Origin of the sequence: Ruminococcus sp. (assembly GCF_024691275.1) — a bacterium.
Taxonomy (GTDB): domain Bacteria; phylum Bacillota; class Clostridia; order Oscillospirales; family Ruminococcaceae; genus Ruminococcus.
In genome coordinates this window covers 1-13,011 of the sequence record NZ_JAILNU010000066.1, presented here as the reverse complement: position 1 = coordinate 13,011, position 13,011 = coordinate 1, and the positions used below count along the sequence as shown (strand labels likewise).

Genomic DNA, 13,011 nt, shown 5'->3' with positions numbered 1-13,011 from the left:
GAGATAGACGGCAAGATGACTCATTACACCGAGCTTGCTGATTTTGATTCAATGGTATCCTACTGGCTGCTTATGGAAATAATGGGAAATGACGATTCGCGCTACAAGAGCAGATATATCTACAAACCGCATGATTCTCTCCTTAAATTCGGCCCTCCGTGGGACTTTGACACAGGCGCAGGTTCAATAATCGTCAGTCAGGAAATAAGCAGTGAGGCAACAGGCTGGAAGGTATCACAGTTTGAGGATCCGCAGAATTTCTACAGGGAGTTCCTTGATGATCCGCTGTTTATATCGGCAGCAACCGACAGATACTGGCAGATAAGACCTTACCTTGAAGACGTTATAAAGGAAAACGGCGCACTTGAAAGAGACAGCGAATATCTTTACGAATCGGGTATGGCTGACAGTGCGCTCTGGGACAGAAATAATCAGTGGCCCGGTTACGGCAGAGGCTATATAGCCGACAGAGACTTATTCATATCGTATATGCGCGAAAGGATAGCGTGGCTTGACGAGCAGTTCAGCTCGGATGACGCATTGCTCGCAAGCACATATAACGAAAACAGCGCTTCACCTTATATTAGATCAGATGCAGTGAACATCTCGACACCAAACGCTGTTGATGATACGATATCAGCAAGTGCTCCTGCCGATGCTGTTATCAAGCCTGAAAAAGATCTTATCATGCAGATATCCGTAAATGATCCGCAGACAACAAGTCTGAAAGTATACGTAAACGGTTTGTACTATGATACTTTTGCACTTTCAGACGGTTCAGTAAGATTTGAGCTTCCTTCCGATAAGTTAAGTCAGGCAGCAGAAAAGAAAAACGTGATATCCTTTATCGGAAAAGACAAGGATAATAATACTACAGTCAGAAACTTTACTACTGTAAAACAAAGCGAATACGCTGCTGAAACCGTTCCTGAATTCAAGTCGCAGAGCATTGTTCTGAGCAGACAGATCAGTTTTAATTTCTACCTTGACCTTACTTCTCTTACAGAAGAAGAAAAGAATAACAGCTATATGGAATTCAATATCAATGGCAAAACATACACAGATGCCTTTGACGCTGATTTTATGAGCTGTGACGGAAAATATTATGGCTTTACCTGTTCTCCCGATTCATTTGCAATATCCAACAGGATAACTGCGGTATATCATTACGGGGACAATAAGACCATAACAAATACGTTCTCGGTTCCCGATTATATAAATACGATAATAAGGAATACATATAACAGGTATAATGAGAGAATAATCGCTGTTATCCGTTCATTGCTCGGTTTAAGGAACTATTTCTGTCCGCCGCGCCAGAATAATAGTATTTTCAGAACATGGTACTAAAATGATGTAAATAGATGGAGCCGCTTTTGCGGCTCCATTATCATCAAAAAAGCTTTTGCGGCAACTCACTCCAAACTTGAACTTGAGTCATTGCTTTCCGATTGGGCAGATTCATCGCTGCTCTTTTCAGATTTGCCTTTATCAGCAACGGCACCTAAAACGCCGGACAGCACATTTGAGAATATACTAATCATTGTTGCGATATGCTGTGCTTTTATGACTGATATGGCGGTGTTAACAAAGGTATTGTTTATCATTGAGGAGCCGGTGCCATAGCTTGAAGCTATCGTAAGCCGTATCAGCATTGAGAGAATGAACCTTTCAGACGCGTTAAAAGAAAGACAATAATATTATGATAGCGCACACTATCCTATATGCATTGAAAAGGCGCGTATCAAGATTTTTCGAGAAGATTGATATAAATGAAAATCCGCCTGAGTTTGAATAAACAAGGCGGGTTTTGTTATGAATAATGCGTCAACGTTGGCGATAGGCATGCGAAGCATGATCCTACGTTTATAGATTTACCAATAGAATGACTGTTGAAGCCTCCCTCGGGAGGCTTTGATTATATCAACTGTATTCAATTATAATGATACAAAATAACCTTCTCCAATATGGAGAAGATTTTCTTTTTTCCTCGGAAGAAGCAAATAATTTTTTAAAACCTCTTGACAAATACCCTGTGAGGGTATATAATAATATCCGAGAGATACCCTGTAGGGGTATATAAAGGAGCGTTAATCATGAAAGATAAAGAATGCAGCTGCTTATCAGAGCAGAAGACTGAAGCTGTTTGTTGTGAGCGCAAGAAGAAACGCAGCGAGAAAGAATTCAAGTCGCTTATGAACCGTTTGAAAAGAATAGAAGGACAGGTGCGCGGGGTCGAAAAAATGCTCGAAAACGATGCGTACTGTCCCGATATATTAACACAGGTATCGGCAATAAACAGCGCACTGAACAGTTTTAACAAGGAACTGCTTGCTTCGCATATGAAGAGCTGTGTGGTCAATGATATTAGGGCAGGAAAAGACGAGGTTATAGACGAGCTTGTAACTACATTACAGAAGATAATGAAATAATAGGAAGGAGCTTCAATGGAGCAATATAATGTTACAGGAATGAGCTGTGCCGCTTGCAGTGCAAGAGTTGAAAAAGCAGTATCAGCCGTTCCCGGAGTTCAGAGCTGTGCGGTCAGCCTTCTAACAAATTCAATGGGAGTTGAGGGCACAGCATCGGAAACGGATATCATCAAAGCTGTTGAGAATGCTGGCTATGGTGCTTCAAAAAAAGGTACAGAAACTAAAACAGCGGCAGCCGATGACGATATGCTCAAGGATACGGAAACGCCAAAGTTGAGAAAGCGTCTGATAAAGTCTGTAATAGTTCTGTTAGTGCTGATGTACTTCTCAATGGGACATATGATGTGGGGATTCCCTGTACCTGCGGCATTTGATAATCATGTATTCTTAGGCGTATTTGAGATGCTTCTTGCTATCGTTATCATGATAATCAATGCGAAGTTCTTTACGAATGGCTTTAAGTCGCTTTTCAGTGGGCATCCTAATATGGATACGCTTGTGGCTCTCGGTTCAACAGCTTCATTCGGATACTCATTAGTTGAGTTGTTCATCATGATACTTGCTCAGGGAAACGGTGAGCACGAAACTGTTATGAAATACGGAATGAACCTTTATTTTGAGTCCGCAGCCATGATACCCACACTGATTACGGTGGGAAAAATGCTCGAATCTATGTCAAAGGGCCGTACTACCGACGCTTTGAAAGGGCTGATGAAGCTTGCTCCGAAAACAGCAGTTCTCTATCAGGAAGGCGAGGAGCATGAAGTCGGTATCGAGGAAGTTCGTGAGGGCGACATTTTCGCAGTTAAGCCCGGTGCAAGTATTCCCGTTGACGGAGTTGTTGTGTATGGAACATCTTCGGTGGATGAATCCGCTCTAACAGGTGAAAGTATTCCTGTGGACAAGGAAGAAGGCTCTGCTGTTTCGGCTGCTACTATCAACAAATCAGGATATATCCGCTGCCGTGCAACAAGAGTTGGCGAAGACACTACACTCTCGCAGATCATCAAGACCGTATCGGATGCAGCCGCTACAAAAGCACCTATTGCGCGTATAGCTGATAAGGTATCGGGGATATTCGTTCCTGCGGTTATAGGAATAGCACTGCTGACACTGATCGGCTGGCTGCTCGTAGGAAAGGAATTCAGCTTTGCGATTGCAAGAGCAATATCAGTTCTTGTTATAAGCTGTCCATGTGCTCTCGGACTTGCAACTCCCGTTGCTATAATGGTAGGAAGCGGCGTGGGTGCAAAAAACGGTGTACTCTACAAGACTGCCGCTTCTCTTGAAGCTGTGGGCAGAGCGAATATAGTCGCTCTTGACAAGACGGGAACTATCACCGAGGGCAAGCCCAATGTTACGGATATTATCCCATATGGTATCACGGAAAATGAACTGCTCACATACGCTTCGGCTCTTGAAGCAAAAAGCGAACATCCGCTTGCAAAGGCTGTTATAGAAAAAACAACGGGTATGACAATTCCCGAAGTCACAGACTTCAAAGTACTTGCCGGAAACGGTCTTTCGGCTGTACTTGACGATGAACTACTCGAAGGCGGAAGCTATAAATATATTTCGCATAAGTATGAGATACCTTCAGACTTTACCGCAAGAGTTACCGCACTTTCCGATGAGGGTAAAACACCTCTGCTCTTTTCTAAAGACGGTAAGTTCATTGGTATCATCGCCGTTGCGGACACTATAAAAAGTGATTCGGCAGAGGCAATCAAAGAGCTGAAAGGCATGGGCATAAACGTGTATATGCTCACAGGCGATAACGAACGTACAGCCAATGCCATAGGCAAACAGGCAGGTGTTGACAATGTTATTGCAGGGGTTCTTCCCGATGGCAAGTCAAAGAAAATATCTGAACTGAAAAAGCAGGGCAAAGTCATCATGGTTGGCGACGGAATCAATGACGCTCCTGCTCTGACGACAGCTGATACAGGCATTGCAATAGGCGCAGGTGCGGATGTTGCCATAGATGCGGCAGATATTGTTGTTATGAAGAACAGACTGACCGATGTTTCAGCTGCGATACGTCTCAGCAGAGCAACTATAAGGAATATCCACGAAAATCTGTTCTGGGCGTTCATATACAATGCCGTGTGCATACCACTTGCAATTGGCCTGTACGGTATCGAGATGAAGCCTGCATACGGTGCAGCGGCTATGGCAATGTCAAGCTTCTGCGTGTGCATGAACGCTCTCAGACTAAACTTAGTTAAGATACATGACGCAAGTCATGATAAGAAAATTAACCCCAAAACAATAAAAACGGAGGAAAAAGCTATGACAAAGACATTAAAGATCGAAGGTATGATGTGTGAGCACTGTGAGGCAAGAGTAAAGAAAACTCTTGAAGCAATCGACGGTATTGAGAGCGCTGTTCCAGACCACAACGCAGATACAGCAGTTATCACACTTAGCAAGGATGTTCCTGTTGACGTAATCAAGGCAGCTATTGAAGCTCAGGATTACACGTTTATCGGAGAGGAATAATGGGAAATGCTATTATCATCGCTGTACTGGCAGTAATTCTGATCATTGCAATAAGGAGTTCTATCAAGCACCTTAAAGGAGAAGGCGGTTGCTGCGGAGGCGGCGGTTCAAGTATAAAGGAGCCTGATAAGAAGCTATCAGTAACTGTCATCAATACGAAGGTGTTCAAGATCGACGGTATGCACTGCGAAAGCTGCACAAACCGTGTGAAACGTGCAATCAACAGTATCGACGGAGTATCTGCAAAGCTTGATCTAAGAAAGAAACAGGCAATAGTAAAGTATGATAAAGAAGTAGCCGATGAAACTCTTGTGAAACAAATCGATAATCTCGGATACAAGGTCATTGCGGTTCAATAAGCTGCGGCTATAATAAAAGCCTTGTTCTATGTAAAAATGAGAACAAGGCTTTATTGATTCCTTAAAGGAGGAGCTCCTGTAACCAAAGTCTGAAATGTTTAAAGTAATCAGCTCCCTCTCGGGAACTGATTATACTATTTGTAATGTTTCGATAATAGTGTTCTTTCGATAATAGTGTTCGATTTGCAATACTTGATAAATGCTTTTAAAAATCAATTGACATTTGAATTATTTTAAGCTATAATAGATATATAAATATCATATAGCTGATATACAGTTAACGGTTAGTAAATTTTGTCAAAATGGGGTTGACAAGTATGCTTAATCGTAATATTCTCGAACAGAACAGAACAGAACAGAACAGAACAGAACAGGCTAATTGCGCCTTTTTTCAATTTAATACGGCAATAAAAGCGTATCTCATGGGATAAGTGTATCCTTTGGGAGCGCTTTTAATGTTTAATAGCAGCTAATACTGCTGATAATATTATTTTTAAGGGGGAAATGAGCTATGAAAAAACACAGCAGCTGGAAGAAGACAGCAGCGTTTTTAATGGCATTGGCTTTTGTAACAGGCGGTCTGCCTGCGAACGCAGGAGGCTTTTGGAAAGGAGGCACGGCTAAGACAAGAACAGCGTTATTACAAACCATCGAGAGTATAAAAAACAATGCTTTGACTATAAGGGCTTGATACTGCCCGTTAATGTGGATTCCTTTTTATACTCATAACTAAAGCATTTTGCCCACGGTATAACTGGGGGGCAGATTACAAAAATACCGCAGCCTAAGCTTGCGGTGTATTCAGCTACAGTATTGACAAGGATAATTTCCTAATATTTTTCCTAATGTTTTCCTAATACAATCATCATCTTTTCTCTTTCGATGATTAGACACAATCGTGACAAAAAGGCTAATCTAAGCCGCTTATGGAACTTATCAAAGCAGCTCGAATACACTGAAATATTGATGGATTCGGCTTGTGGTCCCGAAGACCGTGGGTTCGAATCTCATCTCCCACCCTCATGAAAAAAAGCACTTTCGAGAAATCGGAAGTGCTTTTTCGTTATCTTCTAATATAAGAATTTTGGCGGTTGCAAAGACTGATACTATCAAGAAACTATCATGCAACACCGATAGCGGCATCCTCTTTGCTTACAACCGCACCGAAAGTGCCGGATATTGCCTAAAGCTGCTATTTTTAGATTTTGACTAACACAGAAACGGCAGGTCAGCCGAAGCCGCCTGCCGTAGCTAAAAAGTAAACTATCGTAGTTACTGTTAGTTTATTCTTCCCAAACTATGGGAGTCTGTGTAGGATCACTGCCGTTGCTGGTAGTTATGACATCTTCTGCCTCAAATTCTGTGATCTCCATTTCAGGGGTAACGTATTTTTTCATTTTTCTATTCTCCTTTTTACTATTAGTGTGCTCTTCTGTAAGCATACGTTGCATTATAATAATTATACAGTGCTGTCATAGCCTTTTCAGCATACTCATTGTCAGGATTATTGATCTCTTTGTATGCGTATGTTAGCGCTGAAATGTCAGTTGTCCACTCGCCCGAATCTGTACTGAACACTATCCAGTAATTTTTTCCAAGGTAATGCGCAGGAATATTCTCGATCTTCACGCTATATACCGTATCCGAAACCTGTGTAACTTCAAGCTCGCCAAGATCGCCAACGACTTCTGCTCGAATTTTACCGCTGTATCCTTCCGGCATCAGCATCATGACCTCAAGCGTAGTTTTGGATTTAAGGTTCAGTGAATATCCGAGTTTTATAATATCCGAGTTATTATATGTACTTTTAAGTTTGTAATCTGTAAGCGCTTCTTTTGCGTTTGCAACATCCTCTTCGGTATATTCATTTTTTGCCTCCATAACAGCATAATCGTCAAAGCCGTTTGCTTCTGCAAGGAATGGCTGAACATAGCTGCCATAATCTGCGATCGCATTTATAAGCTGCATTGTAGTCTCATCATAATCCTTTTCAGAACAGCTATCGATATACTTCTGAACTGAATATTCCTCACTGATAGTCTGATCGTCGCCGAAGTGAAGCACTGCATTGATAGTTTCCGCCATTTCGATAGCTGTTACATTGCAGGTAAAACGGTACACCCATATTCCGTTAATTCTGACTTCTTCAGCATCAGTTATGCTCTGTGTCACTGTTTTTCCCTTGATCGTAAAGGACATATATGCGCCGTCGGAAAGTACTTCTTTGAGTGAAACATAGAAGTTTACACCTATCTCGCCGTCAAGAACGAGATTATGTGCGCGGAATGCTGTATCGATCACTTCAGTCTCTGCTGTAACTGTTACATTTTCATCACCGATACTTATATAATAAACACCGTTTTCATCAGGTTGCAACATATATTCACCGACAGCAACATTGCTTGCAGCATATCCGTCTTTCGCCCTGAAATTTATCTCGCTGTCATGCCAATATAAACCGTAATGGTTTTTAACAAATTCCATTTCATCCGGAATGAAAACGTGCATTGTCTTAACGAACTGATAGATGTCATCGCTTTTTTCCGGAACATACCAATTTGAATTATTATAACTGTGCATAACACGGAAATTCGGATCATCAAGAGAATGAAGTTCACCGCTAACGGCTACAGAGTAAGTTCCGCTTTTTCCTTTTGAGCCCTTTATGCTCTTTTGTCCGCCTGTGCCGCCACGGCCTGTGCTGATACATACTTCACCGCCGTTGATATTTACGATTCCGATAACACCTGTACCACCGTTTCCGCCTTTTCCACCATTTGTTATGGGATAACGTGAACCTGTGCTTGTCCTGCCGGCATCGCCGCCATTTCCGCCGTTTCCACCGCAAACATTGACATTACCGCTGAGTACGGTAAGGTTGCCATCAATACCTACCTCACCATCTCCGCCGGCTTCACCGTCAAAAAACTGTTTACCTGCTTCACCGTCTTTACCATTTTTTCCGTTTACATTCAGTGTACCTGAACCTGTAACAGTCAGTGTGCCTTCATCTGTAACGGAAATACCACTGTTTGCGGTCATTATATTGTCCTCATCGAGGATGAGCAGCGTATCGCCTGAGAATGTCAGCTTCTCTGAATAGGTGATCTCGCTGTTTACGACGTAAATATCTTCATCAAGCAACTTTTCGTAGCCTTTCAGCGGAGTAGCCTGAACAATCTGTGTCTGACCGTCAGCATCCACATATGTCACGCTGACAGGTTCAGGAACAAATTCCGCTCTGATCTCCACATTTCCGTCAGGCATGAAGAATGAGTAAGTTCCGTCCTCAATTTTAGTGACATTGATCGTATCACCTAAGAAATTGACGCTGAGAGATTTGAGACAATATCCCTCGGCAGGTGTCACGGTGAGTATTACTTCTTCATCCATCTTAGCATTTGATCTGTCAGCGGTGATATTGCCGTATTCTATACCGTCCGCAATCGAAACAGCATATCCGAGAAATTCAAATTCTGCTGTAATGTTCACACCACCGCTCGGCATTGTGAACTGATTATTTTCCACTTCGATCTCTTTTCCGTCCTCATCTGTTACAGTCACGGAAATAAATTTATAATTCTCATCCGGTGTCGCAGTCAGGGTAACAGTCTTACCAACTGCGGCAGATCCCTTGTCTACAGTTATCTTGCCGTTCTCGATACTGTCAGAAATATTGACAGGGTAGTATGGAACTGTGGTCAGAAGTTTTTTTGCGATGTCCTCGTAATTCAGCTCATCGCCAACCAGCCTTTTTGTGCCGCAGTAGAGTGCCTCGTCCTCCGGGATTTCGATCCATCCGTCGAATCCGTAGAAACAAATGCTGTCATCTTCATTTTTCAGACTCAGATAGATATTTTCCGCTCCGACCGCTGCGATCTCCGGATCGGTCGTCTTTATGTTCACATTACCGCCTTTGACCGTTATTTCACCATTTCTGTAGATTCCGGATTCAAAATCGGCTCTGAAGACAGCTTTTAAAGTATTTCCGCCGGATATTGCGTTGAACGTTCCACCATAAATATTCAAATAATCAAAAAGCATTGCAGATTTATCCGTTGTATCCAGATTTACATTTCCGCCGTACTGATTAATTGTAAGGAGCGCGTTAGAGCTGCCGTACAAAATACACCAAGCCTTAGAAAAAACGTTCAGTGTTCCCGTACCCTGTTCCTGTCCATAAATGGAAAGAGTAGTATCCGTATCATACGAAGCGCTAATATAGCCATAATTCACCCTGGAATTTTCACTGCCAAAATTTATATTAACTCCGTCAGCAAGAATGAGCTTTACATCGCCCTTTATTATTACTCCACTACTTTCACGAAATGTAATATCCTTATCGGAATAGTATACACCTTCTTCAAGCCGCGTTTCGTTGCCTGTGAGAAGAGTAAAATCTTTAGTTGAAACTTCTTCTCCGTTTTCATCGATGTATTTTATCGTCGTAAGCAATATCTCCGCCATTACGGTAACATCTTCATCCGGCATGATGAACGAATAAGTACCGTCACCATTGTCAGTAATATCGACAGTGCCATTGTTTACGGTAATGCTTCTTACCTGATATCCATCTTTAGCTACCGAAACAGTCAGATCAACAGTTTCTCCCACCTCATACATTTCCTTTTCTGTTGATACACTGCCGTTTTTGATGCTGTCAGATATGCTGACTTTCCATTCATTTATCGCATCAGGTACAAGAATTTGTGTATCTCCCGTTGGAGCACCTGAAATAGTTACTGTTTTTTTGTCTACCCACTTCATAGTAATATCGTTTACTGTATAACTATCGAAGCGCTCGAAATGATAACCTTCATTTGCTGTGTATGTTACAGTGTTTATTTTTTTGGTTACACCTTTTTGCTCGGTAGCGGCATTTGCTGTGGCGTTTGCACCACCGCTAATGATAACATCGAAAGGTTCATGTACTACTTCATGACAGTAAATAGTAACTGAACTATACTGCAACCAGTTGTTTGAACTCATTGAGCTGATCGTAACAGAAGAAGAATTGATATCTTCTATAGTTGTACTTTTTTTATCATCTGCCACGTTAACTTTACCATTTGACGAAACTGTCTGGTAAGCAACATCCTCACCGAAACCGACCAGCATTTCAATTCTATCGATAATATATTCGTCAGATTCGATCACAATGGTATTGCCGCGGCCAACGTCCAGTCCATCCTTATCGCCTACCATTCCTGTTATAGTACAATAATCACCATAGTATACAAGCTCTCCGCTCGAATTGATATCAATTGTTTCTTGCATTGTACTTTCTGCTGCACTTGCTGTGATAGCTGCCCTGTCAAGCACCTGCGCAAACGGCTGTACAGGCACGCTTCCTGCAACGATCATCAGCGCAAAGCAGGCAGCAAGCGTCTTTTTCCAAAATCTGTCCTTCATAAAATCCTCCTTATTCTATTTTGTAAACCTGGACAGCATCATATCGGCAAGCATCATAAGCTCTTTCTCAGTATCACTTTCATTCACGATCGCAAGTCCCATAGCATAACGCGTAACCGCCGCAAGCATGATATGGAATACGCTTGAAAACATGGTATATTCAGGGATATCGACGTTCAGCGTACCGTCGTGTCTGCCACGTTCATACAGTGTGTGAAACTGTAATGAAAGAGCATCAACAAGCTTCTGATAAGGCTGTTTCTGTTCCAGTGTTCCTTTCTGATAGCTCAGAAAGCTGTTGAAGTTGTAATTGAAGCGGAGCATATCCTTATGACTGCGGTAAAGTTCCAGAAACGAAACGATATATATTTTCAGCTGTTCCGCTCCCGTGAGCTTTTCCATTTCCTCAGCAGATAACAGACTGTTATGCCATGTTATATATTCCTTCCATTTCCAGGTGGAGATCGCAATAACAAGCTCTGTCTTAGAGGGAAAATAGCGGAATAAAGTCATTCTTCCGACCTTGCTTGCTTCTGCAATGTCGGTCATAGTCACTTGCTCGATACCATTTTCTGCAAATAACCGAAAGCCCGCTTCGAGAATGTGTTGGTATTTTTCCTGCTTCCATTCTTTTCCGGCTACATAGTTGCTCATTCAACTTCCCCCTTATATTTTGATACTGGTAGTATCAACGATACTGCTAGTACCAATTATACTCTGTTTTTCTTCTGTTGTCAATAGAAACCCCAAAAATTTCGGTTAATTAAATAGAAATAATAGCAAGCAGTAGTTTTAAAAGAATTTTTCTATATGAATAACGGGTAAAAAACGCCATCGCCATTAAAAATCAGCTTAAGCGCCCTGTCAGACACGATTGTAAGGAGAAAGATATTGAAGATGTCAAGGTGTGGGATATTGACCGTGAGAGCGCATATATGTCTCCGAAGCGTATCGCTCTTGTAACAGAATATATCCTTAATCACTTCAATCAGAAAACCTACAGGAACGAGCGCACCTACAGCTACAATGTTCTCACGAATATATCAGAAGTAGCTGCAGATAAACGCCGTTCTCAGGTACAGGAGATAAAGCGTAAGCAGCAGATAAGCGGCTTTAACTCCATATTTGCGGTTTCCTCAGTACAGGCTGCAAAGCTGTACTATGTGGAATTTATGAAGCAAATGGACGAAAAGCCAGACAAGGCTTTGAAAATAGCTCTTATTTACAGCTACGGAGCTAATGAGGACGATCCTGACGGTATCATAGACGAGGAAAATCCCGAGGATACATCTGCACTGGACTCAACATCAAGAGTCTTCCTTGAAAAAGCCATTTCTGACTATGTAGATCTGATTGATAAGCTGCTTACCAAGTTCCCGTTAGATGAACCGCAGATAATAGGCGAAGCAGCACAGAAAGAGTTTATTTCTCTGATTGGTGCTATACTTCGTATGCGCAATCTGCTTGTCAGCTTTGACGAGTTTGAGGGTAACGAGCTTATTTCCGAGAGAGACTTCCAAGACTATCTCGGACGTTATCAGGATTTACATGATGAATGGAAGAACCGCAGAGAAAAGACAAAGCTTGAGAACATAGATGATGATATAGTCTTTGAGATCGAACTTATCAAGCAGATTGAGATTAATATTGACTATATACTATTACTTGTGGCGAAATACCATGACAGCCATTGCATGGACAAGGAGTTGCTTATTACCATTAAAAAGGCAATAGAAGCAAGTCCTGAGCTGAGAAGCAAGAAAGACCTTATTGAGAACTTCATTGCAGGAATTAATGAGGTCGATGATGTAATGGACGAATGGCACAGCTACGTTGCCGAAGAACGTGAAAAGGCTCTCCAAAGCATTATAGAGGAAGAAAAACTGAAATCTGAGGAAACAAGGCAGTTTATCGAAGGTGCTTTCCGTGACGGAACTGTAAAGACAACCGGCACGGATATTGACAAGATACTTCCTGCGGTGTCACGCTTTGGCGGCGGTAATCGTAAGGAGAAAAAAGAAACTGTCATAGAGAAACTAAAAGCTTTCTTTGAAAGATTCTGGAATATAGGCTGATATTTTGAAAATCTATGATTACTGGCTGAAAATTGAGCATTTTTTCAAATAAAAAAGACAGATATCTCTTGTATATCTGTCTTTTCTTGTTGGCTTCTGAAACCCCCCAGTTTTACTGGGGGTTCTGAAAGCTTTAGCTATGAGTAGAAAAATAAAACCTCCAATGCTATAATAGAAAAGGTCTGCCAACCAAACTAAAAAAGCAGAGGAGGTATCGTCATGACAAGAGAC

Annotated in this window: 9 protein-coding genes; 6 read left to right on the top strand and 3 right to left on the bottom strand. The window is 41.8% G+C overall.

The window, feature by feature from the left end:
• From K6G33_RS08010 to K6G33_RS07990, 5 genes are all read left to right on the top strand, one after another.
• The coding region (locus K6G33_RS08010) for a CotH kinase family protein (protein ID WP_296778108.1) at positions 1-1,350 on the top strand (1,350 nt) is incomplete at its 5' end.
• Positions 1,351-2,096: 746 nt separating this feature from the next.
• Positions 2,097-2,432, top strand: coding sequence for a metal-sensing transcriptional repressor (locus K6G33_RS08005; RefSeq protein WP_296778106.1), 336 nt, complete (start codon positions 2,097-2,099; stop codon positions 2,430-2,432).
• Between the two features lie 15 nt (positions 2,433-2,447).
• On the top strand, positions 2,448-4,934 hold the full coding sequence (locus tag K6G33_RS08000; protein ID WP_296778105.1) for a heavy metal translocating P-type ATPase: 2,487 nt from the start codon (positions 2,448-2,450) through the stop codon (positions 4,932-4,934).
• Positions 4,934-5,293 carry a heavy-metal-associated domain-containing protein gene (locus K6G33_RS07995; protein ID WP_296778103.1) on the top strand — a complete coding sequence of 120 codons (360 nt, stop codon included), beginning with the start codon at positions 4,934-4,936 and terminating at the stop codon, positions 5,291-5,293. Before K6G33_RS08000 ends, K6G33_RS07995 begins: the two co-directional genes overlap by 1 nt.
• Positions 5,294-5,804: 511 nt before the next feature.
• Positions 5,805-5,984: a hypothetical protein gene (locus K6G33_RS07990; RefSeq protein WP_296778101.1), complete on the top strand. Its 180-nt coding sequence runs from the start codon at positions 5,805-5,807 to the stop codon at positions 5,982-5,984.
• Positions 5,985-6,712: 728 nt separating this feature from the next.
• Here K6G33_RS07990 and K6G33_RS07985 read toward each other — a convergent pair.
• Both K6G33_RS07985 and K6G33_RS07980 read right to left on the bottom strand, forming a co-directional pair.
• Positions 6,713-10,705, bottom strand: a complete 3,993-nt coding sequence (locus K6G33_RS07985) for a hypothetical protein (protein ID WP_296778099.1) — start codon at positions 10,703-10,705, stop codon at positions 6,713-6,715.
• 15 nt (positions 10,706-10,720) lie between these two features.
• Positions 10,721-11,359, bottom strand: a complete 639-nt coding sequence (locus K6G33_RS07980) for a TetR/AcrR family transcriptional regulator (protein ID WP_296778097.1) — start codon at positions 11,357-11,359, stop codon at positions 10,721-10,723.
• Positions 11,360-11,610: 251 nt separating this feature from the next.
• On the opposite strand from K6G33_RS07980, the gene K6G33_RS07975 reads away from it, so the two are divergent.
• On the top strand, positions 11,611-12,780 hold the full coding sequence (locus tag K6G33_RS07975) for a hypothetical protein (RefSeq protein WP_367270493.1): 1,170 nt from the start codon (positions 11,611-11,613) through the stop codon (positions 12,778-12,780).
• An 18-nt stretch (positions 12,781-12,798) separates the two neighbouring features.
• Here the strand turns inward: K6G33_RS07975 and K6G33_RS07970 are convergent.
• The coding region (locus K6G33_RS07970) for a hypothetical protein (RefSeq protein WP_296778094.1) at positions 12,799-13,011 on the bottom strand (213 nt) is incomplete at its 5' end.

What these genes read in the sequence shown, in the direction of transcription:
- K6G33_RS07980 (WP_296778097.1), bottom strand. Translation starts at nt 11,359, where the DNA reads ATGAGCAACTATGTAGCCGGAAAAGAATGGAAGCAGGAAAAATACCAA.
- K6G33_RS07990 (WP_296778101.1), top strand. Translation starts at nt 5,805, where the DNA reads ATGAAAAAACACAGCAGCTGGAAGAAGACAGCAGCGTTTTTAATGGCA.
- K6G33_RS07995 (WP_296778103.1), top strand. Translation starts at nt 4,934, where the DNA reads ATGGGAAATGCTATTATCATCGCTGTACTGGCAGTAATTCTGATCATT.
- K6G33_RS08000 (WP_296778105.1), top strand. Translation starts at nt 2,448, where the DNA reads ATGGAGCAATATAATGTTACAGGAATGAGCTGTGCCGCTTGCAGTGCA.
- K6G33_RS07985 (WP_296778099.1), bottom strand. Translation starts at nt 10,705, where the DNA reads ATGAAGGACAGATTTTGGAAAAAGACGCTTGCTGCCTGCTTTGCGCTG.
- K6G33_RS08005 (WP_296778106.1), top strand. Translation starts at nt 2,097, where the DNA reads ATGAAAGATAAAGAATGCAGCTGCTTATCAGAGCAGAAGACTGAAGCT.